The 22,354-nt window shown below is 33.8% G+C and carries 26 protein-coding genes, 1 tRNA gene and 1 pseudogene; 19 read left to right on the top strand and 9 right to left on the bottom strand.

The window, feature by feature from the left end:
* The first annotated feature begins 151 nt into the window (after positions 1-151).
* The 3 genes from CPG45_RS06430 (at position 152) to CPG45_RS06420 (ending at position 2,938) form a co-directional block, all read left to right on the top strand.
* Positions 152-1,411 (top strand): magnesium transporter, encoded by a 1,260-nt coding sequence (locus tag CPG45_RS06430; protein ID WP_096231144.1) that lies wholly within the window; start codon positions 152-154, stop codon positions 1,409-1,411.
* A gap of 11 nt (positions 1,412-1,422) precedes the next feature.
* Positions 1,423-2,655: an NRAMP family divalent metal transporter gene (locus CPG45_RS06425; RefSeq protein WP_096231143.1), complete on the top strand. Its 1,233-nt coding sequence runs from the start codon at positions 1,423-1,425 to the stop codon at positions 2,653-2,655.
* A 61-nt stretch (positions 2,656-2,716) separates the two neighbouring features.
* Positions 2,717-2,938 carry a hypothetical protein gene (locus tag CPG45_RS06420; protein WP_096231142.1) on the top strand — a complete coding sequence of 74 codons (222 nt, stop codon included), beginning with the start codon at positions 2,717-2,719 and terminating at the stop codon, positions 2,936-2,938.
* Positions 2,939-3,388: 450 nt separating this feature from the next.
* Here the strand turns inward: CPG45_RS06420 and CPG45_RS06405 are convergent, their stop codons facing one another.
* The 6 genes and pseudogenes from CPG45_RS06405 to CPG45_RS18460 form a co-directional block, all read right to left on the bottom strand.
* Positions 3,389-3,727, bottom strand: a complete 339-nt coding sequence (locus CPG45_RS06405; protein ID WP_255405148.1) for a P-II family nitrogen regulator — start codon at positions 3,725-3,727, stop codon at positions 3,389-3,391.
* A 224-nt stretch (positions 3,728-3,951) separates the two neighbouring features.
* Positions 3,952-4,182 carry a nitrogenase component 1 gene (locus CPG45_RS17450; RefSeq protein ID WP_231969038.1) on the bottom strand — a complete coding sequence of 77 codons (231 nt, stop codon included), beginning with the start codon at positions 4,180-4,182 and terminating at the stop codon, positions 3,952-3,954.
* Positions 4,183-4,196: 14 nt separating this feature from the next.
* Positions 4,197-4,484, bottom strand: coding sequence for a hypothetical protein (locus CPG45_RS17445; RefSeq protein ID WP_231969037.1), 288 nt, complete (start codon positions 4,482-4,484; stop codon positions 4,197-4,199).
* A 120-nt stretch (positions 4,485-4,604) separates the two neighbouring features.
* Positions 4,605-4,694 carry a nitrogenase component 1 gene (locus CPG45_RS17440; protein WP_255405170.1) on the bottom strand — a complete coding sequence of 30 codons (90 nt, stop codon included), beginning with the start codon at positions 4,692-4,694 and terminating at the stop codon, positions 4,605-4,607.
* 63 nt (positions 4,695-4,757) lie between these two features.
* Positions 4,758-5,111, bottom strand: coding sequence for a P-loop NTPase family protein (locus CPG45_RS06390; protein ID WP_231969036.1), 354 nt, complete (start codon positions 5,109-5,111; stop codon positions 4,758-4,760).
* Positions 5,112-5,117: 6 nt separating this feature from the next.
* Positions 5,118-5,192, bottom strand: a pseudogene (locus CPG45_RS18460) (hypothetical protein); the annotation flags it as partial.
* A 347-nt stretch (positions 5,193-5,539) separates the two neighbouring features.
* Here CPG45_RS18460 and CPG45_RS06385 point away from each other — a divergent pair.
* The 8 genes from CPG45_RS06385 to CPG45_RS06350 all read left to right on the top strand — a co-directional run bounded on the left by CPG45_RS06385 (position 5,540) and on the right by CPG45_RS06350 (position 12,025).
* Positions 5,540-6,361: a radical SAM protein gene (locus CPG45_RS06385; RefSeq protein WP_096231141.1), complete on the top strand. Its 822-nt coding sequence runs from the start codon at positions 5,540-5,542 to the stop codon at positions 6,359-6,361.
* Positions 6,358-6,693, top strand: coding sequence for a NifB/NifX family molybdenum-iron cluster-binding protein (locus tag CPG45_RS06380; RefSeq protein WP_096231140.1), 336 nt, complete (start codon positions 6,358-6,360; stop codon positions 6,691-6,693). The genes CPG45_RS06385 and CPG45_RS06380 overlap by 4 nt, the downstream gene beginning before the upstream one ends.
* Before the next feature lie 6 nt (positions 6,694-6,699).
* On the top strand, positions 6,700-7,488 hold the full coding sequence (gene modA, locus CPG45_RS06375) for a molybdate ABC transporter substrate-binding protein (protein WP_096231139.1): 789 nt from the start codon (positions 6,700-6,702) through the stop codon (positions 7,486-7,488).
* Between the two features lie 19 nt (positions 7,489-7,507).
* Entirely contained in the window at positions 7,508-8,281 is a 774-nt protein-coding gene (gene modB / locus CPG45_RS06370) for a molybdate ABC transporter permease subunit (protein WP_096231138.1), read from the top strand.
* A gap of 127 nt (positions 8,282-8,408) precedes the next feature.
* The gene (locus CPG45_RS06365) at positions 8,409-9,083 is read left to right on the top strand and encodes a response regulator transcription factor (RefSeq protein WP_096231137.1); all 675 of its coding nucleotides are present in this window, start codon (positions 8,409-8,411) and stop codon (positions 9,081-9,083) included.
* The gene (locus CPG45_RS06360; RefSeq protein WP_096231136.1) at positions 9,083-10,444 is read left to right on the top strand and encodes a sensor histidine kinase; all 1,362 of its coding nucleotides are present in this window, start codon (positions 9,083-9,085) and stop codon (positions 10,442-10,444) included. Before CPG45_RS06365 ends, CPG45_RS06360 begins: the two co-directional genes overlap by 1 nt.
* Before the next feature lie 98 nt (positions 10,445-10,542).
* Positions 10,543-10,713 (top strand): XapX domain-containing protein, encoded by a 171-nt coding sequence (locus tag CPG45_RS06355; RefSeq protein ID WP_096231135.1) that lies wholly within the window; start codon positions 10,543-10,545, stop codon positions 10,711-10,713.
* Between the two features lie 67 nt (positions 10,714-10,780).
* A complete protein-coding gene (locus CPG45_RS06350; RefSeq protein ID WP_096231134.1) occupies positions 10,781-12,025 on the top strand; it encodes a methyl-accepting chemotaxis protein in 1,245 nt (414 codons plus the stop codon).
* Here the strand turns inward: CPG45_RS06350 and CPG45_RS06345 are convergent.
* Both CPG45_RS06345 and CPG45_RS06340 read right to left on the bottom strand, forming a co-directional pair.
* Positions 12,012-12,428 carry a threonine/serine exporter family protein gene (locus CPG45_RS06345; RefSeq protein ID WP_096231133.1) on the bottom strand — a complete coding sequence of 139 codons (417 nt, stop codon included), beginning with the start codon at positions 12,426-12,428 and terminating at the stop codon, positions 12,012-12,014. The genes CPG45_RS06350 and CPG45_RS06345 overlap by 14 nt on opposite strands.
* Complete coding sequence (locus CPG45_RS06340) at positions 12,425-13,192, bottom strand: threonine/serine exporter family protein (RefSeq protein ID WP_096231132.1); 768 nt, start codon at positions 13,190-13,192, stop codon at positions 12,425-12,427. The genes CPG45_RS06345 and CPG45_RS06340 overlap by 4 nt, the downstream gene beginning before the upstream one ends.
* A gap of 414 nt (positions 13,193-13,606) precedes the next feature.
* Between CPG45_RS06340 and CPG45_RS06335 the strand changes: the two genes are divergently transcribed.
* From CPG45_RS06335 to CPG45_RS06325, 3 genes are all read left to right on the top strand, one after another.
* Complete coding sequence (locus CPG45_RS06335; protein ID WP_096231131.1) at positions 13,607-14,989, top strand: NAD(P)/FAD-dependent oxidoreductase; 1,383 nt, start codon at positions 13,607-13,609, stop codon at positions 14,987-14,989.
* Between the two features lie 15 nt (positions 14,990-15,004).
* Positions 15,005-16,291: an adenylosuccinate synthase gene (locus tag CPG45_RS06330; protein WP_096231130.1), complete on the top strand. Its 1,287-nt coding sequence runs from the start codon at positions 15,005-15,007 to the stop codon at positions 16,289-16,291.
* A gap of 97 nt (positions 16,292-16,388) precedes the next feature.
* Positions 16,389-16,464: transfer RNA gene (locus tag CPG45_RS06325), tRNA-Thr, on the top strand.
* A gap of 173 nt (positions 16,465-16,637) precedes the next feature.
* Here CPG45_RS06325 and CPG45_RS17430 read toward each other — a convergent pair.
* Complete coding sequence (locus CPG45_RS17430; RefSeq protein ID WP_231969035.1) at positions 16,638-16,877, bottom strand: tyrosine-type recombinase/integrase; 240 nt, start codon at positions 16,875-16,877, stop codon at positions 16,638-16,640.
* Between the two features lie 1,022 nt (positions 16,878-17,899).
* Here CPG45_RS17430 and CPG45_RS06310 point away from each other — a divergent pair.
* The 5 genes from CPG45_RS06310 to CPG45_RS06295 all read left to right on the top strand — a co-directional run bounded on the left by CPG45_RS06310 (position 17,900) and on the right by CPG45_RS06295 (position 22,338).
* Positions 17,900-19,894 (top strand): GGDEF domain-containing response regulator, encoded by a 1,995-nt coding sequence (locus CPG45_RS06310; RefSeq protein WP_096231128.1) that lies wholly within the window; start codon positions 17,900-17,902, stop codon positions 19,892-19,894.
* Positions 19,895-19,965: 71 nt separating this feature from the next.
* Entirely contained in the window at positions 19,966-20,763 is a 798-nt protein-coding gene (locus tag CPG45_RS06305) for a response regulator (RefSeq protein WP_096231127.1), read from the top strand.
* A 119-nt stretch (positions 20,764-20,882) separates the two neighbouring features.
* Positions 20,883-21,365 (top strand): metallophosphoesterase, encoded by a 483-nt coding sequence (locus CPG45_RS17425; RefSeq protein WP_350354081.1) that lies wholly within the window; start codon positions 20,883-20,885, stop codon positions 21,363-21,365.
* Positions 21,331-21,558, top strand: coding sequence for a hypothetical protein (locus CPG45_RS17420; RefSeq protein ID WP_231969034.1), 228 nt, complete (start codon positions 21,331-21,333; stop codon positions 21,556-21,558). The genes CPG45_RS17425 and CPG45_RS17420 overlap by 35 nt, the downstream gene beginning before the upstream one ends.
* Before the next feature lie 51 nt (positions 21,559-21,609).
* Complete coding sequence (locus CPG45_RS06295) at positions 21,610-22,338, top strand: nitroreductase family protein (protein ID WP_096231126.1); 729 nt, start codon at positions 21,610-21,612, stop codon at positions 22,336-22,338.
* Positions 22,339-22,354: the final 16 nt, after the last annotated feature.

Raw genomic sequence — 22,354 nt, 5'->3', positions numbered from 1 at the left:
CATATGTAAAAGGCTTTAATATTTTAAAGGCAGGTGGTAATGATGGACTCTGGCCCTTATTATAAGCGAATAATTTTTTTAATTAAACAAAAAAATATGGGAGAGGAGTCTATCATTAAACCGGCTCCTCCCCCTGAAGGAGGAGGTTTAAATGAATGTAACAAGATTTTATTTAAGCGATATATTGGGTCATAATTTAGTTGACATTAGAAATAGGCCTATAGGGAAGATCGTTGACCTAGTTGTATCACTTGAAGCGGGTCATCCAAAAGTACTTGCAGTAAAAATAAAGGCAAGGAAAAAACCAATTAAAGTTGATATAAAAAATATTGAGTTAAAAGAAGAAAATGAGAGAATAATCCTTCAATGCAAAAGAGTAATAGAGACATTTATTGAAGAAAGCTACCTAAATCTTGATAGAGATATAATGGATAAACAAGTTGTAGACCTCAATGGAAGAAAAGTAGTTAGAGTAAATGATATAAAACTCGTTTATATACACGGCGATATTATCGTGTTGGCTGTCGATGTTGGTGTTTTGGGTATTTTAAGAAGACTTGGCGTAATGGGTATAGTAAATAGCTTTGAGAAGATTTTTAAATTCAATATTCCCGAATATTTGATTTCATGGGACAGCATTGAGACACTCTATAAAGGCATTGACAAACTTAAATTATCTGTACCATATGAAAAATTATACAATCTACATCCTGCAGATTTAGCGGATATAATAGAAGACCTTGACGGAAAGGAAAGAGCAGAAGTCTTTCAAGCCCTTGATGATGAAGTGGCTGCAAACGCGTTAGAAGAAATAGAACCAGATATACAGGTAAATTTGCTTGAGAATATGATGAATGGTAGGGCATCGAGAATTTTAAGTACAATGGATGCGGATGAGGCTGCAGATATACTGGAAGAACTTGAGGATGAATTCGCAGAAAGTATATTGTCAGGTATGAAGAAAGATGATGCAGATGCTATAAGAAAACTAATGAAATATGAAGACATGTCTGTAGGAAGTATAATGACATCGGAATATGTAACATTAAATGAAAAGATGACCGTTATAGAAGCGAAAGAATACTTAAAGAGCAATTATGAAAATGAAGATATACCATATTATCTATATGTTGTTGATGATAATAATATATTAAAGGGGATAATCTCATTAAGAAAATTTATATTTTTGCATGATGATGCATTATTGAAAGATGTAATGGAAGATGATGTAATATCAATTGGAGATAATGAAAGCATCGAAAGCCTTATTGAGCTTATTTCAAAATATAATTTATTAGCGTTGCCTGTTGTTGACAAAGAATATCATATTATTGGAATGGCTCTACTCAATGATATAGTTGATGAGGTATTCCTCCCGAGATGGCGTAAGCATTTAAGAAAGGTAAGCTAAGGGGGGATAGCATGACGAAGAAAAATAGATTTTCAAATATATTTATGTTTCTTGCTATATTGGGTCCCGGCATCATTACTGCAAATGCAGGTAATGATGCTGGTGGTATTACGACATATGCAACAGTTGGAGCATCCTATGGTTATAGGATGATATGGGGTCTTATTTTAATTACAATAAGCTTAATAATAATACAAGAAATGTGTGCTAGAATGGGTGCTGTCACTGGTAAGGGCCTTTCTGACCTAATAAGAGAAAGATTTGGAATAAAGCTTACATTTCTTGCTATGATGACATTGTTAATAACTAATATAGGTATTACTATATCAGAATTTGCTGGTATTGCTGCTGCAATGGAGCTGTTTGGCATAAGCAAGTATATATCAGTACCGATAATGGCGGTTGTCATATGGTATTTGGTTACAAGGGGTTCATATAGTGTAGTTGAAAAAGTGTTTATATTTTTTTCTTTTGGCTTTTTTGGTTATATAATATCTGCATTTATGGCAAAGCCTCATTGGGGTATTGTAACGGCACAAACTATTACACCTTATATTGAGTATAACAGCGGATTTATTATGACATTTATTGCTATGATCGGTACAACAATATCACCGTACATGCAATTTTATCTACAGGCATCAATTGTTGATAAAGGCATATCTATAAAACATTATGATTATGAGAAGCTTGATGTTGTTTTTGGTGCCATATTTGGCGTTATTGTGCAATTTTTTATAATCGTATCGACAGCAACGATATTAAACCCAAAAGGCATCAAAATCACGACTGCAGCACAAGCAGCATTGGCCCTAAAGCCACTAGCAGGGCAGTATGCTTTTATTTTGTTTGGCTTAGGTTTGTTCGGAGCATCGGCACTTGCTGCAGGTGTTTTGCCATTGACTACATCATATGCAATATGTGAAGCATTTGGATGGGAAAGCGGTCTTGATCATAAGTTTAAAGATGCCCCTGTTTTTTATACTTTATATACTGCGCTTATACTGATAGGGTCAATAACAATTTTAATTCCTGGAATAAACCTTATAAGTATAATATTGATGACACAAGTAGTACAAGGTGTGCTATTGCCTATAACATTGATATTTGTAATACTTTTAGCAAGCAATAAAAGAATTATGGGTAATTATGCTAATAAAAAAATATTAAATTTTGTATCATGGATAACAATAATTATCTTAATAATATTAAATATTATGCTTGTTATTACGTCAATTTGGTAGCAAATTATATATATCTTCATATATTATTATTGTAATAAAAAAATATATGGAGGTATATGTGATGGATTATAGATGGATGGATGGAATGTATCCATATGCAAAACCTATGCATATGTATGGTGCAGGTATGATGCATGGTTATGGTATGGATCCTTTCATGGTAGTTCATATGGCAATGAAAGACCCATTTTTCAAATATTATGCTATGCAATCTTTAGAGCACATGCTGGAGGAATTTGTAGAATATATGTACTATGGGCCACATGGGACAAGAATGATGTGATATTATTAATTTATATTGAAAGGGGCAAATATTGCCCCTTTATTTGAATTGCTTTTTTATATGGCGTTATAATATTTTTCATACATATCTTTCCTATATGTCTTATATTTATTTTCTAGTAGCGTATTTGTAATTCTATCAAGTAAATTTAAAGTTCCAGTGTAATCTACAGATAGGAGATTCTCTGGCCACAGACTCTATCGAGTATAGGGAATCCTATGCGTATAAGTGGTATATCGCCTTTTTCGGTAAGGTATTTTCCATCAGATGGAACTTCCTTTCTTTTGATATTTTTAATATTTCGCTAAAATCAGTTTCAGCTAAAAATTGTAATGTTCTAAGAGGTAATTACAGGCAATGTGAAAAACCAAGTCCATCGAGGGCTGTCTTTGTTTCATGAAGTTTCTGCCTCCTGATGATTGCTACAATCTCTTTCATAAATAACCCTCCTCATAATTCTTTATTACCAGTTCTAATCGTGTATGCTTCATCGACTTCACTTATGAATATTTTGCCATCACCTATGTTTCCTGTACGAGCATTATTTTCTATTAATTCTACTACTTTTGATGCATCATTATCTTTTACGACTAGCATAAGCATGATTTTAGGTAGTTCATCATAGACAATAGGTCCTACTTGTAATCCCTTTTGTTTTCCACTGCCAAATATGTGCATTTTTGTCATTGAGCTGTACCCGTTTTTATCAAGAACTTCAACAACTTGCCTTTCTTTTTCGGGCATTATTATAACACGTATTACCTTCAGATATTGTTTATTCCCTTTCAATTAATATAATTACAATCGTTATATTTCGAACAGCTTGAGCGAAGTGCATTAAGATTGTGTGGCACACTTATAAAAAATCTATTGTACTTGTCGTCATATTCGATTTTGCTGTATTGAAGGTAATTAAGGTCTGATTTGTTAATATAGCTGAATACATAATTCGGCAGGACCAATTCCTGCTTCTCTTCCAAGGACAAGTGCTTCTATTGAATTACCCATATCTTCTATTTCAAAGATATGGTCGTTCCGCCCTTCTGATAGAGGTGTATCTCACCTGTCATCGGTGCATCAAGCACATCAGAGATATCTGGAAGAATGATTGCACCTATTCCCATTAGCTTCAATATTCTTTTGATTTCGCGCAAATCACCGGGGATCATAAACCCCGGAATAATGTTTGTTTTTCCATTCGGTGAGCTTTTTTTGGCAAATGTATCTATAGCAGATTTTACCATATTAGAAAAAACTGTCACATGTGAACCGATTTAACTCGATGTGCTGGCTGTAAAAACTTTGACATCTTTTCTATTACCCTTTCAAAGTGATATGTGTCGAGTATCTTATGATGTGGTGCTTCTTTTATCTCAGGTATTATTTTATGCCCTTCATAATCGTCACGGTGTGCGAACTCATAACTGGCAATAATTGCCTCCATTTCAAGATCTTTTAGTAGATATTTATTATAATGGTGTGCGCGAGAAACCGCGTACAAAAAGTATTGCTCTTTTTCTTTTAAGTCTTTCTCTGTAATAATCAAGCTTAGGTTTTATCTTTTTCCATCTCTTCTTTAATAATTTTTTCAGTATTGGTATATCATTGAGTCGTCAAAGAATAACCTTCACAGCTTACAGTTATGACTTTTATCCCGAGTTCTTCTTCAGCTTTTTTTTGCGACAGCTTTAATGTCATCACCAATAAGGTAGACAGGACATGTAGCATATATGCCTACAACTTTTGGTTTAAATATTTAATATATAAGCCTCCTTTCAACTAGTCCATAAGTTCGTATTCTATGAGGAGTTTTTCAAGCTCATCTGTTGGCATGTGTTCTAAGTTTTTCGCAAAAACCTTTCAGAAGCTCTTCTTTATTATCGGCTTTTCTTGAGTTGCAAATAATACCACCTAATCTTATAACGCCTTGATTTGCATATTTTCTAATACCTTTATAGATATTGTTTATTGCATACAATGCCATCATTTCACCGCTAGCTACGATATATATTTCTTTTGCTTTACCTTTATAAATAGACATTGCGAAACCACCGCATACAACATCACCAAGGACGTCATAAAAAACATAGTCGAGGTCGTCATCATAAACGCCAAGGTTTTCGAGCACATTTATCGATGTAATGATACCGCGGCCTGCATATCCAACTACCATTACTTTTTGCCCATCTCTGTTAAATGCCGCAACTGTATTCTGTGTTTTTGTTGATTTACCAATACCACCTTTACCATAAATAGCTACTTGCCTTATTATTGAATTCTCCTTGAAATTTTAATATTTAATTAATAAAAAAAATTAATTATGATAGTGACAAAAGGTATCACCTCCTTAAAAAATAAAGCTATGTTATGGTTAATCCATGATTTCATTGTCAAAACAAAAAAGTTCTTTTCCTTATTAGAAAAGCACAAAAAATAAAGTATTGACATTGAAAATCTATTATGATAATATATTTTCAATAATTTTCATAATAAAAAGGCGAAGAAGTCTTTAACCGCATGGTTAAGGACTTTTTTTAAAGGCATTGAGGTCTTTAATCATTTGATTAAAGGCCTTTAATTTTTTAAAAGGAGAGGACGAGAATGAATAAAGAATTTAATATTGTAGATTTCGGACATCCGTGTTTTAATCCTGATGTGACTAAATATCACGGCAGAATACATCTACCTGTAGCACCTAAGTGCAATATAAAATGCAAATACTGTGATAGAAAGACAGGCTGTATAAATGAAAATAGACCCGGCGTAACAACTAAGGTAATGAATCCATATGAAGCATTATGCTATACGAAAGATATATTAGAAAAAGAGTCTTGCATTTCTGTTGTAGGAATAGCAGGTCCCGGTGATCCGCTTTACAATGAGGAGACATTTATGACTTTTAAATTAATTTCCCTTGAATTTAAAGATATGATTAAATGCTTAAGTACAAATGGGCTACTTTTAAGTGATAAATTACCTCTTCTTATAGATTGTGGCATCAGTACACTTACAGTAACGATAAATGCTATAGATCCATATATAGGTAAAGAAATATATGATTATGCAGTATATAAAAATATTGTGTACAAAGGAATAGATGCAGCAAAATTGCTTATAGAAAAACAGTTAGAGGGAATAGAAGCTGCTTGTGATAATGGTATACTTGTTAAGATTAATACTGTCTTAATACCAGGTATAAATGATGGACATATAAAAGAAATAGCCCAAAAAGTAAAAGAACTTGGAATAGACATCATGAATATAATGCCGCTTATTTCACAGGCGGAGCTTTCACATATAAAAGTACCTGAGTGCAAGGAACTGGAAAAAGTGAGGATGGAAAACTCAAAAATTGTAAATCAAATGTACCATTGCAGACAGTGTAGAGCAGATGCAGTTGGACTTTTAGGTGAGGACATATGATACACAGAATTGCTATTGCGACATCGGATGGCAAGATGGTCAATGAGCATTTTGGCCATGCAAAGAGATTTATCATTGTTGACTTAAGCGATGAGGGAAGTTATTTTGTAAGTGATGTGAGAGAATGTATAAATGCTTGCGGTAGTGATGATGTTAATGACAGGATGAACACAGTAATAGATAAAATCAAGGACTGTGAAGCAGTTGCTGTATGTAGAATAGGAAGCTCTGCTATAATGAGGCTTAAAGAAAAAGGCATAAAAGCATATGTGAATCCCGGCTTTATAGAGGATGTGCTTAAAGAATATTTAGAAAATTTTATAAGGAGGTGACGAGTGATGAGGTATCTAAAAATAATGTGGCTTATTATAGCTCTTTTTTCGATTATTATAATGTTAACAGGATGTAATACAAATGTTGGTGGAAATGATAATAAATCTTTGACGGTTTTTATAGCAGCAAGCCTAAAAGACTCTATGAATACAATTGTTAAGCAGTTTGAAAAATTAAACCCAGGCGTTAAAATAATCCTTAATCCCGCAGGAAGCCAAACATTGCGAACACAAATAGAACAAGGAGCATATGCCGATATATTTGTGTCTGCTGATGAAAGAAATATGAAACCACTTCAAGATAAAGGCCTTGTTGAGGCGCCTAAAATATTATTATATAATAAGCTCATTGTTATCGCATATAAAGACAGCAATATCAGTAATTTTATGGATATAAAAAATACAGGTTTAAAATTAGCACTTGCAGATGAATCCGTCCCAGCTGGTAAATATGCATTTGATATATTATCAAAAATCGATGCAGATAATAAAGGATTTAAAGATGCAGCACTAAAAAATATCATTACAAAAGAAGTAACTGTTACAGATGTTGCACAAAAGGTTGCAATGGGTGAAGCAGATGCTGGCATCGTCTATGTGACTGACGCTAAACCCTTTTTAGATAAAGTAAAAGTTATTGACATACCTGATAAATACAATGTCATCGCAACATATCCTGTTGCTATTGTCAGAGGTACTAAAGACAAGACTTTATCTAAGAAATTCGTAGACTTTATATTAAATGGCGATGGAAAAAAGACATTAAAAGATTACGGATTTATAATGGAAAAATAATTAATTAGGGGTGTTTCAAATGCTATATATTTATTCTATTGCATCAATTCTATTTTTTTTCTTATTAATACCCTTTGTTTCACTAATAGTAAAAACTCCTTTAAATATAATAATGGCGGGACTTTTATCGGGTTCTGCTATTGATGCATTGTTGCTCAGCATAATATCATCTGTTGTAACTGTCATTATTGCATTTATATTTGGAACACCTCTTGCATACTATATTGCTTTTAAAAAAGGAAAGATATCAACATTTGCTGAATATCTTGTGGATATCCCTGCGGTTTTACCTCCTGCAGTTGCAGGCATTGCACTTTTAATGGCATTTGGGAGGCAAGGTTTAATTGGTAAGTTGCTCGATGCTTTCGGTATACAAATATCATTTACAATGGTCGCTGTAATAATGGCACAGATATTCATATCGTCGACATATTATATTAAAGCCGCATATTCGTCATTTTTGTCTGTTGATAAGACCATATGGGAAGAATCTCAGTTAATTGGTGTTGATGATTTTAGACTTATGTTGGTTGTTTACATTCCTATAACAAAGAAATTTCTCATGGCAGGGTTAATCAGTACATGGGCAAGAGCCATGGGGGAATTCGGCGCGACTATTATTTTTGCTGGTAATTTGGCAGGCAAGACAAGGACAATGTCACTTGCAATATATACTGCAATGCAAGGGGATTTAAATTCCGCTTTGAGTCTTTCAATTTTAATGGTCATATGCTCCTTTGTTATTATCTACTTTTGTAGACTTATGGTCGGTAGAAGTTTCGACAAGGTTTGAAAGATTATTTAATTATATTTTCTCTGCCACAGAAATTTCATAAACAGTAAAAAATTTATTTATATAATTTTTATTAAAATATTGTTTTAAATATTAAATAGTGCTAAATTAAAGGTGAGGTGGTTTTGTGGCTGAGTTAATATATATTATTGATGATGATAAAAATATTAGAGATTTGATTGTCAAATACATTGAAAAAGAAGGATATTCCGTAAAAGCCTTTGATAATGCGGAGGATGTTCTTAAAAACTTTAATATAGACAAACCTGACATGTTAATTCTTGACATTATGATGCCAGGTATGGATGGCTATGAGCTTTGCAAGGAGATAAGGAAGACAAGTGATGTCCCAATAATAATAGTATCCGCAAGGGATGAGGACCTTGATAAAGTATTGGGATTAGAGCTTGGATCAGATGACTACATTGCAAAGCCTTTTTCACCAAGGGAGCTTATTGCAAGGATGAAGTCTATTTTTAGAAGAGTTAAGGCACCACAAAGAAATAATGAAATAAGGATAAAGGATATTATAATCGTTCCTGATGAGAGAAAAGCATTGTATAATGGGCAGGAAATAGACTTCACGTCTATGGAGTTCGAACTTGTGCTTTTTTTATCTCAAAATGTTAATAAGGCATTTACGAGAGAGCAGCTTTTAGAAAGGGTATGGAGATATGATTCCTTTGTTGAAACTAGGGCTGTTGATGATATGGTTAAAAGGATAAGAAAAAAATTAATGGGTTATGGGTGCAAATTTAATATAACAACTATTTGGGGCTATGGCTATAAGGTGGAATCATAATGTCAATAAGGTTAAAAATTATATTTTCATATATCCTCTTAATTTTGGTTTCATTTGCTATAATCAGTTCTCTGTTTAATATAATGATAAAAGATTTTTTAATAAATGATGCAAGGCAAAATCTTGTAAGACAGGGTACTGCGATACAAAAATTGTATAATGGCAGGATAAAAACACCCGAAGCATTACAAAACATAAAATACAGACCTAAATTCAAAATTGGTGAGAGAATTCTTGATGGGGATTTGTTAGTCGTCGATTTATATGGCGATATTGTATATTCATCAAGGGAGAATCCTCTCGGCGGCGGGAATAAAATCGAATACGCCATACTTGACAAGATAATGAGAGAGGGATCCTATAACAGTATAAAAATTGGAAACTTAGATGTGGTCGCTGCCGTATTTCCGATAAGAAGTGAAAATGGCAGAATAATAGGTTCTATTGTAATGTACACACTTGTTAAGGGTATTAAGATTGCTTCACAGCGTATACTTGGCGTTTTATTGAAAGGATTTTTGGTATCTGGAATCATATCATTTATAATTGGCTATGTGCTTTCAAAATCTATTTCGGCACCTATTAGAAAACTTACCGAAGTGGTTGATAAAATTAAAAACAAAAAGTTTGGAGAAAAGGTAGATATAAAAGCGGATGGAGAGATAAGAGTTTTGGCCGACGCTTTTAATGATATGTCAATTGAATTAAATAATTACTATATTTCACAAAAGCGTTTTTTGCAGAATGCTTCACATGAGTTAAAGACGCCACTTATGTCTATACAAGGTTATGCTGAAGGGATTAAAGATGGCGTTATTGAAGGTGATGATATATCAAAGTCTCTTGACATAATAATAGATGAAAGTATGAGACTTAGAGACATCGTAAATGACCTTATGTATCTTTCGAAACTTGAAACACATCAGGAAAAACTTAATATACGCATTGAAAATCTTAAAGATATTATTCAAGAATGCAGTGATAAACTACTGCCACAACTAAATAAGAATAATATATTGCTTAATATAAACGTTAACGACATTATGATAAATTGTGATAGAAAAAAGCTTGTACAAGCTTTTATGAATATATTAGGAAATGCGATAAGGTATGCTAAAACAACTATCAATATAAAAGCTACAGATAATAAGGACTTTGTTGAAATAAACTTTGAAAATGATGGAAGAAAGTTTACGAATGATGAAATGAAAAACATGTTCGAAAGGTTTTATAAAGGTGATAAAGGTGAAACTGGGCTTGGGCTTGCAATAACAAAAGCTATTGTAGAAAGTCATGAAGGGAGTATAAGAGCATTAAACTTAGATAATGGGATATGCTTTTCAATAAAACTAAAAAAATAGTTTTCCATTTAAATTTTTAAAAAATAATTTATGTGATATAATATAAAAGTTCTAAAGTTTAATTATATAATGACGATAGAAATAAAAGAGGTGTTATTTTGCAGGCTACATTATTTGCTTTATTAACAGGACTTTTGGTCGGGCTTATATTTTCATTTTTAAAGCTTCCATTACCTGCACCAAATGTACTACCAGGTATAGCTGGCATTGTAGGTATATATTTAGGCGGTCAGATATTTCAGTATATAATGAAACTGATAGGTAAGTAAAGTAATTAGTCCTTTATATGAATGGGGTAAACTATCATTAAAATCTAAATACAAGGGGGCAAAATTTATGAGAAGTATATTTTGGAGGCTAATTATTTCATTTTTAATCGTAATAATAGTACCTTTAGCAGGAATTTATCAGTTTTTAGTTGACCAAAAGACCTTAAGCATATTTATAATTGTCGCTGCAGTTTCATTAGTATTATCAATTTTATTCTCTATATACATGGCTTTAAGCATAAAAAAGCCTATTTCGAGGTTGAAAGAGGGCATGAAGAAGCTTGCTGATGGGGACTTTATGGTACATATTAAGGAGAGTCGCCGCGATGAACTTGGCTCATTGATAGATACCTACAATAAAATGGTTGAGAATGTCAGGGAAATCATAAAAAATGTTTCAGACTTTGCAAAAAGTACAGAATACACAGTAAATAACTTTTCAAGCTCTATAGAACAGGCTAATACTACATTTGACCAGATAACAAAAGCAGTTGAAGAAATAGCCCAAGGTTCATCAGAACAGGCAAAAGATGCATCAAATGCCGCCGAGATGGCACAAAAGATGGGACAAAGTATCGATGAATCTGCTAAATATTTCAAAGCTGTTGAAGAATCTACAATAAATGCAGATAAATTGAGTCAGAATGGTATTGAAACAATAAACTCACTTAAAGATAAGACTGCTGAAACAAAAGATTCCATTGATGAAGTAGTTACAGAGATAAATGAATTGCAGTCAAATTCTAGACAGATAGAGAAGATAATAGAGGTTATAACAGGAATATCAGATCAGACAAACCTTTTGGCATTAAATGCGGCAATTGAAGCGGCAAGAGCAGGGGAAGCTGGAAAGGGATTTGCGGTTGTCGCAGAAGAAGTAAGGAATCTTGCAGAGCAATCAAGAGAAGCTGCATCAGAAATTGCTAAGATAGTAGGCAATATAAAGCAAAAGACAGATACGACGGTTGAAAAAGCCAATACTGTAAAGCAGATAGCAGATGAACAGTCGAGCCATGTTGAGACGATGTCACAAGCATTTAACGAGATAAAGACGTCTATTGACACGATTACAGAAAATACTCATGTGTTAAATGATGCTGTTATAGGACTTACTAAGTATAAAAATGAGATTATTTCATCTATAGAAAATATCTCTGCGGTATCTGAAGAAACGGCCGCATCAACAGAAGAAGTATCTGCGTCGGCAGAAGAGCAGTCCAAATTTATTCAAGAACTTAAAGATAATGTTGATAATCTAATGAATTCAGTTAAAGTTCTCGACAATGCTTTGTCTAAGGTTACCATTTCTTGATTCGAGCAAATGAGATAACAAACATTAAACCGGCGGCAATAGCTAAGGCTATACCGATCGTTTGCAGGCCAAGTCCAAAGGCCTGCTTGTTATTTCCCTGAATTATGGCAAGTATTGTTCTATATGAGTATGCTCCTGGTACCAATGGTATGATTCCAGGTATGACAAAAATTGTTGAAGGATTTTTCATCTTTCGTGCGAAGATTTCACCCATGATCCCAATGAATAATGATGCAATAAATGTTGCGGCTATAACGGATGGATATATTTTTATGACCAAAAGATATCCAGCCCAACTTATGGCACCCGATATTCCAGATATTATTATTGAGTTTAATGGAACATTAAAAAGAAAGGCAAAGCCAGCTGTTGCAAAGAATCCGTACAAAATCTGCAATATCATAGTCTACCTCCTATAACAAACCAAATATTCAAAAGAGCTCCAACACCTGCAGCAATGCTGATAGCAGAAACTAATGCTTCAACACCTCTTGATACAGCTGATACAAGGTCGCCCCATATGGCATCTCTTACAGCGTTCGTTATGGCGACACCTGGTAAAAGTGTCATTATGGAGCCTATTATGATGCCATCAAGTGTACCCATATGAAAATGTGAAAATGTGATACCGAATATAGTTGCAAACCCACCGCCTAGGATATTTATTATAAATGTCGATAATCTCAGCCTTTCAAAATATGTGACAAATACTTGAAGAAGCATAGCAGTTATTAAAGTAGGCAAGAAGTCTCTTAAAGTGCTTCCGACAAGCATACCTGATGATGCAGCAGCAATTCCTGCGAAGAAAATCCTTAAGAAATAATTGTATTTCTTTCTTGATCTTATATTATTAAGCTCTTCTATATACTTACTTAAATTAAGCGTTTGAATATTTTCTCTACAAAATCTCCGTGATAGGTCATTTACAAGGGCAACTTTGTTCAAATCAATCCCTCTAAATTTAACTCTATTCACTGTTGTCTGAATCTTACCACCATTTTCGACAGAAGCAAATATTCCTGTTGGGGTTACAAAAGTTTCAACTCTCTCAACTTTATTTTCTAACATCCTTGTTATAGTATCCTCACTTCTATAGGTTTCTCCGCCATTTTCCAGTATAGTTTGACCTGCAAGCACTGCAAATTTCAATAGATCATCATAGTTCACTTTTGTTTACATTCCTTTCAAAACGATTAAAACTCAAATTATATTATATATCATTTGCATTTCCAAAAAAACAGCAATAATAATTTAAGCAAATTTTGAGGGTATAATAATACAAAGTAGATGGTGAAAAGAGTATCAGACTAGGTTCTTATGTTTTTTATTAATTAGATATAAATAACACAGGTTCTATAGTAAGACGGCCTTATTGAAATATTAAGTATTATATAAACATTAAATTCTTTTGCGATCATTAAAGTTGTAAAAATATCATCTGCAATATATATTGAGAAAAGACGAACTTTATTGTTTATTTATAATTAATTATTCGTAATTTTAGTTGATTAAATCATAAATATCTGTTAAGATACTGTAGGGGATGTTTGTGACCTTAAATAAATAAAAGGAGTGTTTTCCATGAAAGCATATGATGTTATAATTGTCGGCGGCGGTCCGGCAGGGCTTTTTACATCCCTAGAACTTATAAAAGAAAATAGCGGATTAAAAATATTAATGCTTGAAAAAGGAAGAGATATCCGCGGCAGGATATGCCCTATTAACCAATATGGTTCGAAGTGCATAAATTGTAAGCCATGTTCAATTACATGTGGAATCGGAGGTGCTGGTGCCTTTAGTGATGGAAAACTTACATTAACATCTGAATACGGCGGCGTCCTTGATGAATACCTGCCAAAGTCGGAATTAAATGAGCTTATAAATTATGTCGATAGTATATATGTAAAATTCGGCGGGACTAAGGAAGTACATGGTACTGATAAAGATAAGATAAGAGATATTGAAAGAAGAGCTGCAGCAGCCGATTTAAAGCTTATCCCAGCCATAATAAAGCACCTTGGCACGGAGAAGTGCTACGATATAATCAAGAATATGGAAGATTTTCTAAGGGATAAAATTGAAATTAAGACAAAAACACCAGTTTCAAAAATACTTACTGAAAATAATAAAGCATATGGTGTAGTAACAGAAGATGGCGAAGAATACAGAGGAGAATATATTGTTGTCGTGCCAGGCAGAGAAGGTGCAGGGTGGTTTAAGAAGGAATCCGACAGGCTGTCACTTGATACACAAAATAACGCTGTTGATGTCGGTGTAAGAGTTGAGATACCTGCAGTCGTTATGGAAGATATAACAAATGTCATATATGAATCAAAATTCATTTATCATTCAAAATCCTTTGATGATAAGGTAAGAACCTTCTGCATGAATCCATATGGAAAAGTTGTTGTTGAAAATAACGATGGCCTTAAAACAGTAAATGGGCACAGTTATAAAGATATAAAGACAGACAATACCAATTTTGCATTGCTTGTAAGTAAAGAATTTACAGAACCTTTTAAAGAACCTATAGCATATGGCAGATACATTGCATCACTTGCAAACATGCTTGGGGATGGTGTAATTGTGCAGAGGCTCGGTGACCTTTTATCAGGAAGAAGATCAACACCTGAAAGATTAAAGAGAGGACTTTTAGAGCCAACATTGAAAGATGCTACACCTGGAGATTTAAGCCTTGTATTGCCATACAGGTTTTTGCAATCAATAATCGAAATGCTACAGGCTCTTGATAAAGTTTCGCCTGGTGTATATTCTAAACATACACTTTTATATGGTGTTGAAGTTAAATTTTATTCATCAAGGGTAAAGCTTACAAACAACTTTGAAACACAGGTTGAAAATCTCTTTGCAGCAGGTGATGGTGCAGGTATCACAAGGGGTCTCGCTCAGGCATCTGTATCAGGCGTCGTTGTTGCAAGGGAAATATTGAAGAGGATAAAATAAGAAAGGGGTAAAGCTATGCCAACGCTTGTAATTGTAGGATCACAATGGGGCGATGAAGGTAAAGGAAAGATTACTGATTATTTAGCAGAGAAAGCCGAAGTCGTTGTAAGGTACCAAGGCGGAAATAATGCAGGACACACCGTAGAAAAAGATGGAACGCAGTATAAACTGCATCTTGTTCCATCTGGCATTTTGTATCCAGAAAAAATATGTATAATTGGAAATGGTGTTGTATTAGATCCTGGTTCACTTATCGATGAAATAAACACGTTAAAAGAGCAGGGCGTAAGTGTGGAAAACTTAAAAATAAGCGATAGAGCGCATATTGTATTGCCATATCATATAAAGCTCGATGAACTTGAGGAAGTTGCAAAAGGTAAAAATGATATAGGTACAACAAAAAGAGGTATAGGTCCTTGCTACATGGATAAATCAGAGAGAATCGGTATAAGAGTATGTGACCTCTTAAAACCTGAAGTTTTTAAGAATAAGCTTAAGCTAAATGTTGAGAAAAAGAATAAAATATTTAGAGAAGTTTATGATGCAGGAGAATTGAACTTTGAAGAAATTTATGAAAAATATTCACGCTATGCTTCTATAATAAAATCATATGTCGTTGATACTACATCGCTTTTATATGACCTTATAAAAGATGGGAAAAAAGTGCTTTTTGAAGGTGCACAAGGTACACTTCTTGATATTGACCTTGGGACATATCCATATGTAACGGCATCGCATCCAATATCAGGAGGTGTTACAGTTGGTGCAGGTGTTGGTCCAACGATGATAAATGATGTCATAGGTGTAGTTAAAGCATATACTACAAGAGTCGGGAAAGGACCTTTTCCAACAGAGCTCTTTGATGACTATGGCAACTTCTTAAGAGAAAAGGGACATGAATATGGAACGACAACAGGAAGGCCAAGAAGATGTGGTTGGCTTGATGCGGTAATACTTAGTTTTTCTGTAAAAGTATCTGGAATAAGGACATTTGCACTTACAAAACTTGATACATTGACAGGGCTTGATAAAATAAAAATTTGTACAGGATACAGATTCAATGGTGAGATTATAAAGGATTTCCCCGCAAGCTTAGAAGACCTTGCTATGTGCGAACCTATTTATGAAGAATTTGACGGTTGGAATGAAAATATCAGCAATATAAGAAAATTTCAAGATTTACCATTGAATGCGCAAAAGTATGTAAAAAGAATTGAAGAATTGACAGGTATTAATGCATCAATAATATCTGTAGGACCCGGAAGAGAAGAGACTATAGTAAGGGAGGAATTGATGAGTTAGTCCATCAATTTCCTCAAAAAATAGATAAAAAAAGTGTTGACATAATGGAGCTAACCCGGTATAATATATAACTGTCAGGGCGATAAGCCAATAAAGTGCTGGCGTGGCTCAATCGGCAGAGCAGCTGATTTGTAATCAGCGGGTTGTAGGTTCAAGTCCTATCGCCAGCTCCATACATAAAGCATATTAGAGGGTATCGATGAAATGTCGATATCCTTTTTGATTGCGAAATTAAAACAGCATTTTTGAGCCGCAAATACAAACCCTAATCTACAAATACTTTGGGGTCCTTTAAACTTCTCTTGCCATTCTTCCGGCTTAAACTTATCTTTACCTTTATCATAATTTAAGGTTTCCTTTGCTTTAAGCTTTTCCTCTGCTTGATTTTCTTATGTTCATTAATCATTATCTCTTTCGGTAGCGGTATGGTTCTTCTGCTTCTTGATGTTTTTGGCTCTTCTAGTTTCCATCCCTCATTTGTTCTTGACAATGTCCTTTTAACATGAATACAGCTATTTTTAAAGTCCACATCTCCCCATTTAAGGCCTAATGCTTTCCCAAGTCTCATATCTGATGTTAAAAGCACTTCAAATAGCACTCCTAATCTATTTGTAATGTCAATAGATTTTTGAAAATTTTTTAAATTTTAATTGATACTTGCTATTATCTATGCTAATATACTATTACAGATGTGATATTATGGATAATTACGGAAATGAAGCAGTTAGAGAGATATACAAATAGTGTATGTAAGATGATATAAAGAATACGAATTGCATAAATATTTGTGACGTATACAAAAAGGGCTTAAACTATTGCTAAAATTGTATATAACGTTACTATTTAAACTATTGCTTTTAAATTTCTAAATGTTGGACATCTATGATAAAAAATTTTTATAAAAGATCACGTAATTCGGATTTGGATAAACGGGAATTGGGGTGGATATGGATGAATAAGCGAGACTTATCTATAAAGAAAACAAAGGATGTATCAAATACAGAGTACTTTGGAGAACCTATTTATGCTTAACTGGATCTTGAAATATTTTATCATAGCTTATATCACTTATTGCAACATCTTACGCGTCATCTCATAAGCATTTTTTATTCCAGATAGTTTCAAATTGGTTATAAATAATTAGTAATTACATGAGCCTATAACTATTGTTGAAATATTTGTATGCATGGTGGTCTTCGCATCTTGCTGCATCAAAATGCTTAATTTCGGTAATAAATATGGCCTTTCTTCTTCAAATATCTCTGCGGGTGTCTTATTGTTTTTTAAAGGATTCTTTGTATTATTTAATTTTTTACTTACTTCATAAAGATAATTATTGGCTTCTTCCAATGAAACAAAGTGGTTTTTGCATTACTTATTGTCATAACTTTGTGATTATACGACGAACCGACTATATAGAGCAATATAGGGTTGTGAGCTTTTTGACAGAAAAATATCATAGAGGATAATATTATGACAGGAAAATTTTTATTGTGTTTTTATGTAAAAATAGTATAATAATATTTCGAGAGCGCACGAGCACTTCTAGAACGATAGAAATTACATTCTTGAAACTGCTAAAATAGAGTTAATTGGAGGCATTAACTGATGAATGCTGCTTTTCCAAAGAAAATCCTGATTGTAGAAGATAGCAAACTTAACGCACAAATAACAGCAGATATTTTAAGTAAATATGGATACAAAACAGAAATAGTCTTAACAGGAGAGAAAGCTGTAGAAAGGGTACGTAGTGATCAAAGTATAGATTTAATTCTTATGGACATAGAACTTGGAGGAACAATCGACGGGATAGATGCAGCGCGAATAATTCAGCAGCATAAAGATATTCCGGTTTTATTTTTGACTGCTAATACCAGTAAAGAAATAATGGAAAAAATCCGATCGGTTACAGGTTACGGCTATGTGCTCAAGGGTGTTGACGAATATGTACTTATATCTCAAATAGAAATGGTTTTTAAGTTCCACGAAGCGAAGATACGGTTAAAACAGAATGAGGCTTTGTTCCGCAGTATGTTTGAAAATCATGATGCAATAATGCTGCTTATTGACCAGCAATATGGACGCATTATCGATGCTAACAAAGCTGCCTGTCACTTCTACGGTTATTCCAGAGAGACCATGCTGCAGATGGATGTTGGTATTTCTACCATAAGTGGTGACCAAAAGTGTTTAGAAGCTTTAAGAAAGTGCTGCAGTTCATGCATTTGCATCCAACGATTGGCTAACGGAGAAGAGAGGTTGGCAGAGGTCTATTCATCTACTATAAATTGTCAAGGAAAAACACTATTGTATTTAATTATTTTTGATATTACCGAGCGATGGAAAGCTGAAAAAGAACTCAAATTTTACAAATACCTTTTTGAAAACTCATTGAACGAGATTTACATATTTCACCCAGAAACATTAAAATTCTTTGTAGTAAACCGCGGAGCAAAGGAGAATTTAGGCTACAGTGAGGAAGAGCTCAAAGAAATGACACCTCTTGACTTAAAACCAGAGTTTAATCTGCAAAGCTTTAAAGAACTTCTTGCTCCTCTGACTAAAGGAGAACAACAGCAAATTATCTTTAACACTGTACACCGCAGAAAAGATGGTTCTCTCTATCCAGCAGAGATTCACTTGGAATTTGTAGAATTTGGGAAAGAAAAAGTATATGCAGAACTTGTAATTGATATGACAGAGCGTAGAAAAATGGAAAAAGAACTGCAGGAAAAGAATGAGATTTTAAGCACTATAATGGAATCTGCAGGAGATGCTATCATCATGATTGACGATAAAGGAAACGTAACTTTTTGGAATCCTGCAGTGGAACGCATATTTGGCTATTCAAGAGAAGAAATAATAGGTAAAGACTTACACACATTTATGATACAAGACGAACGATTGTACGAAGCATATAAAGAGGCATTTAAAAAATTCCGAATGAGCGGCAAAGGGAATACTGTGGGTAGAACGATTGAATTAAAAGCAAGGCATAAAAATGGTCATGAAATTGATGTAGAACTTTCACTTTCTGCTGTTAGGATTAAAGATGCTTGGCATGCAGTGGGAATTGTTCGCGACATAAGCGAACGCAAAAGATTTGAGGAATTGCTTTACCGTCAATCTATTACAGATCACCTTACAAATATTTATAACCGGCGTTTTTTCATGCAGATGCTAGAGCAAGAAATAGAACGAACAAAACGAAATAGAAAGCCTTTTTCGCTTATTATGTTTGATTTAGATCACTTCAAGAGCGTAAATGACCGTTTCGGTCATGCTGCGGGGGATATGGTTCTTAAGAATGTTGCCGATACGGTAAAAGGAAGGATACGCAAGACAGATTGTTTTGCACGTTGGGGAGGAGAAGAGTTTATAATTCTATTGCCGGAAACTTTTATAAGCGATGCAGCTGATCTAGCTGAAGAGCTCAGAAAGCATGTTAGTATGATGAACCTACCAGAAGTGGGGTATGTGACTGCAAGCTTTGGTGTAACCAGTTACAGGTCATCAGACACCATTGATACCATTCTTTTACGAGCAGACAATACTCTGTATGAAGCAAAAGGTGCAGGAAGGAACTGTGTAAAAAGCAAGTAAAAATTGCTTACTAAAATTAACATATAAGGAGGATAGTAGAGAGGCTACAAATTAGTCTCAATAAAAGAGCTATGGAAGAAAGAAGAGACAGTAAAAGCATTTTAATAGTAGATGACACTGCATTAATACGACTTATGGTTAAAGATATATTAGGGGCAGAAGGTTATGATGTTGAAACAGCAGCTACTGCTGAAGAGGCAATATTAAAAATAAAAAGTAGTAAAAAGGAATTATTCGATTTGGTAATTGTAGATATTAATCTGCCGAATCAAAATGGCTTTGAATTTATACAGAAATTAAAATCACATTCAGAATACAAAAACATCCCTGTGATGATACTGAGTGGAGATGCTACGGCCTCTTCAATTACGCAAGCAATAGAGATTGGTGCAGTAGAATATCTCATTAAGCCATTTAAAGCAGTTGAACTTGTAAAACGTGTTGTAAAACTAATAGGGTACACTACAAAAAAAGATCGTTATCCAGAACTTAAAAAATTATTAAAGAGCGAAATAAACCGAGCCAAAAGGAGCAATGTAAATCTCTCTCTAGTTCTGGCACAATGCGAAGGAAAAATCAGTGCTGGAATTTCAAAAATTGCAGAACAAGTAAGGCATAAAATTCGTGATATAGACACAGTATTTGAAATTGACGATAGCAATTTAGCTTTAATTCTTCCTATAACAGGAGCTGCTGGTGTAGCTATTGTAATAAAAAAGATAAAAGATAAATTGCCTGGCAAGTGGTATTTTGGTGTAGCTACATATTCTGATAACGGCAAAGATGAGCAGGAGTTAATTAATTTTGCAAGAGAGGACTTAATGAAGAAAATATCAGATTTAAAACAAGAGACGATAGAAACAAAATAAAAATAAGTTATTAAGAACTAAAAGTGTTGACAATATATAGCGAGTTTTCTGATGCAAAGATTTAACCTTTAAAGCAAAAATATTATTACAAAGTCAGAGATGGTACAAACTGGAGTGATATACATACCTTCACAACGGAAGCAAAAGATACGAATTCATTTAAGTTTTTAATATTTGGTGATAGCCAGAGCGGAGTTGCAACAGATCCGCAATACGGTCCATGGAAAACAACAATCCAAAATTCATTTAAAGCAAATCCAGATGCAAAATTCTTTGTTAATGTTGGGGACCTAGTTGAAATTGGACAGATGTACGCACATTGGAACAATTGGTTTGATGCAGCAAAAGGTGTAATTGACACAATACCAGAAATGCCAGTGCAAGGTAATCACGAGACATATCAATCGAAAAATTATGATTCAGCTAAACCAAAAGATTTTGTGAATCAATTTGTAGTACCACAAAATGGGCCTGATAGTTTAAAAGGTCAGACATATTCATTTGACTATGGCAATGCACATATAGTAATGCTTGACAGCCAAGAAGATGAGGAAGAGCCTGTTGCAGGTGATATATTTAGAAGCACAGAAAGTATGGCTTGATAAAGATTTAAGTAGCACAAATAAGACATGGAAAATAGTTTTCTTCCACAAGACACCATATTACAATAAAGCGACAAGATCAAATGAACAGATAAAAGCAGCATTCCAACCTATATTTGACAAATATCATGTTGACATAGTTTTCAAATACAAACATGCTATGGAATTGATAGTCAGAAAAAGAGAAAACTGACTGCCAAAGTGTCAAACTTGATACTAACTAGAAAATAAAGGAGGTGCTTATATGACGCTTAAAGAAGCAATTAATGTAAGATGTTCAAACAGAAAGTATCTGAATACTCCAATTCCACAAAACAAAGTACAAAAAATGGAAGAATTAATAAATAGATATAATAAGGAAGCTGATTTGAATATGCAACTGATTTTGAATAATGGAAAAGCTTTTGCAGGACTAAAGAGGAGTTATGGAATGTTTTCTGGTGTAAATAATTATATTGCTGTTGTCGGTAAAACAGATGATTTTTCTAAAGAAAGAGCTGGATATTATGGAGAAAAATTAGTGTTAGAGGCTACCTGTCTTAATTTGGGAACCTGTTGGGTGGGAACGTGTTTTGATAAGAAGAGTTGCGTTTGTTTTGTAAATCAGGATGAGGAAATATATTGTTTAATTGTATTAGGACAGGTTGCAGATAAATTTTCGTTAAAAGAGAAGATAATATCAAAAGCTATGCATAGAAAAACAAAGTCGTTTAATGAAATAGTCGAAGCGGATACTACTGAATTACCTAATTGGTTTAAGAACGGTATTTATGCAGTTCAAAAAGCACCTTCTGCACTGAACCAGCAACCAGTTAAATTTATTTATCAATCAGGTACTGTGAGGGCACGGGTTTCTGATAAATCCCCTTACGGCCCTATTGATATGGGAATTGCAAAGTTACATTTTGAATTGGGTGCAGAGGGTGGCTATTGGGAATTTGGCAATAATGCAGAATATCACAGAACAGAATGAAAAGTTAACAGTGGAG

The organism is Thermoanaerobacterium sp. RBIITD (assembly GCF_900205865.1).
Taxonomy (GTDB): Bacteria; Bacillota; Thermoanaerobacteria; order Thermoanaerobacterales; family Thermoanaerobacteraceae; genus Thermoanaerobacterium.
This window is presented reverse-complemented; position numbering and strand designations above follow the sequence as displayed.

Coding starts and splice junctions, on each gene's coding strand:
- CPG45_RS06310 (WP_096231128.1), top strand. CDS start 17,900: ATGAATGCTGCTTTTCCAAAGAAAATCCTGATTGTAGAAGATAGCAAA.
- modB (WP_096231138.1), top strand. CDS start 7,508: ATGCTATATATTTATTCTATTGCATCAATTCTATTTTTTTTCTTATTA.
- CPG45_RS06420 (WP_096231142.1), top strand. CDS start 2,717: ATGGATTATAGATGGATGGATGGAATGTATCCATATGCAAAACCTATG.
- modA (WP_096231139.1), top strand. CDS start 6,700: ATGAGGTATCTAAAAATAATGTGGCTTATTATAGCTCTTTTTTCGATT.
- CPG45_RS06295 (WP_096231126.1), top strand. CDS start 21,610: ATGACGCTTAAAGAAGCAATTAATGTAAGATGTTCAAACAGAAAGTAT.
- CPG45_RS06305 (WP_096231127.1), top strand. CDS start 19,966: ATGGAAGAAAGAAGAGACAGTAAAAGCATTTTAATAGTAGATGACACT.
- CPG45_RS06330 (WP_096231130.1), top strand. CDS start 15,005: ATGCCAACGCTTGTAATTGTAGGATCACAATGGGGCGATGAAGGTAAA.
- CPG45_RS06335 (WP_096231131.1), top strand. CDS start 13,607: ATGAAAGCATATGATGTTATAATTGTCGGCGGCGGTCCGGCAGGGCTT.
- CPG45_RS06360 (WP_096231136.1), top strand. CDS start 9,083: ATGTCAATAAGGTTAAAAATTATATTTTCATATATCCTCTTAATTTTG.
- CPG45_RS06430 (WP_096231144.1), top strand. CDS start 152: ATGAATGTAACAAGATTTTATTTAAGCGATATATTGGGTCATAATTTA.
- CPG45_RS06350 (WP_096231134.1), top strand. CDS start 10,781: ATGAGAAGTATATTTTGGAGGCTAATTATTTCATTTTTAATCGTAATA.
- CPG45_RS06390 (WP_231969036.1), bottom strand. CDS start 5,111: ATGGTAGTTGGATATGCAGGCCGCGGTATCATTACATCGATAAATGTG.
- CPG45_RS06345 (WP_096231133.1), bottom strand. CDS start 12,428: ATGATATTGCAGATTTTGTACGGATTCTTTGCAACAGCTGGCTTTGCC.
- CPG45_RS06425 (WP_096231143.1), top strand. CDS start 1,423: ATGACGAAGAAAAATAGATTTTCAAATATATTTATGTTTCTTGCTATA.
- CPG45_RS06380 (WP_096231140.1), top strand. CDS start 6,358: ATGATACACAGAATTGCTATTGCGACATCGGATGGCAAGATGGTCAAT.
- CPG45_RS06385 (WP_096231141.1), top strand. CDS start 5,540: ATGAATAAAGAATTTAATATTGTAGATTTCGGACATCCGTGTTTTAAT.
- CPG45_RS17450 (WP_231969038.1), bottom strand. CDS start 4,182: ATGGTAAAATCTGCTATAGATACATTTGCCAAAAAAAGCTCACCGAAT.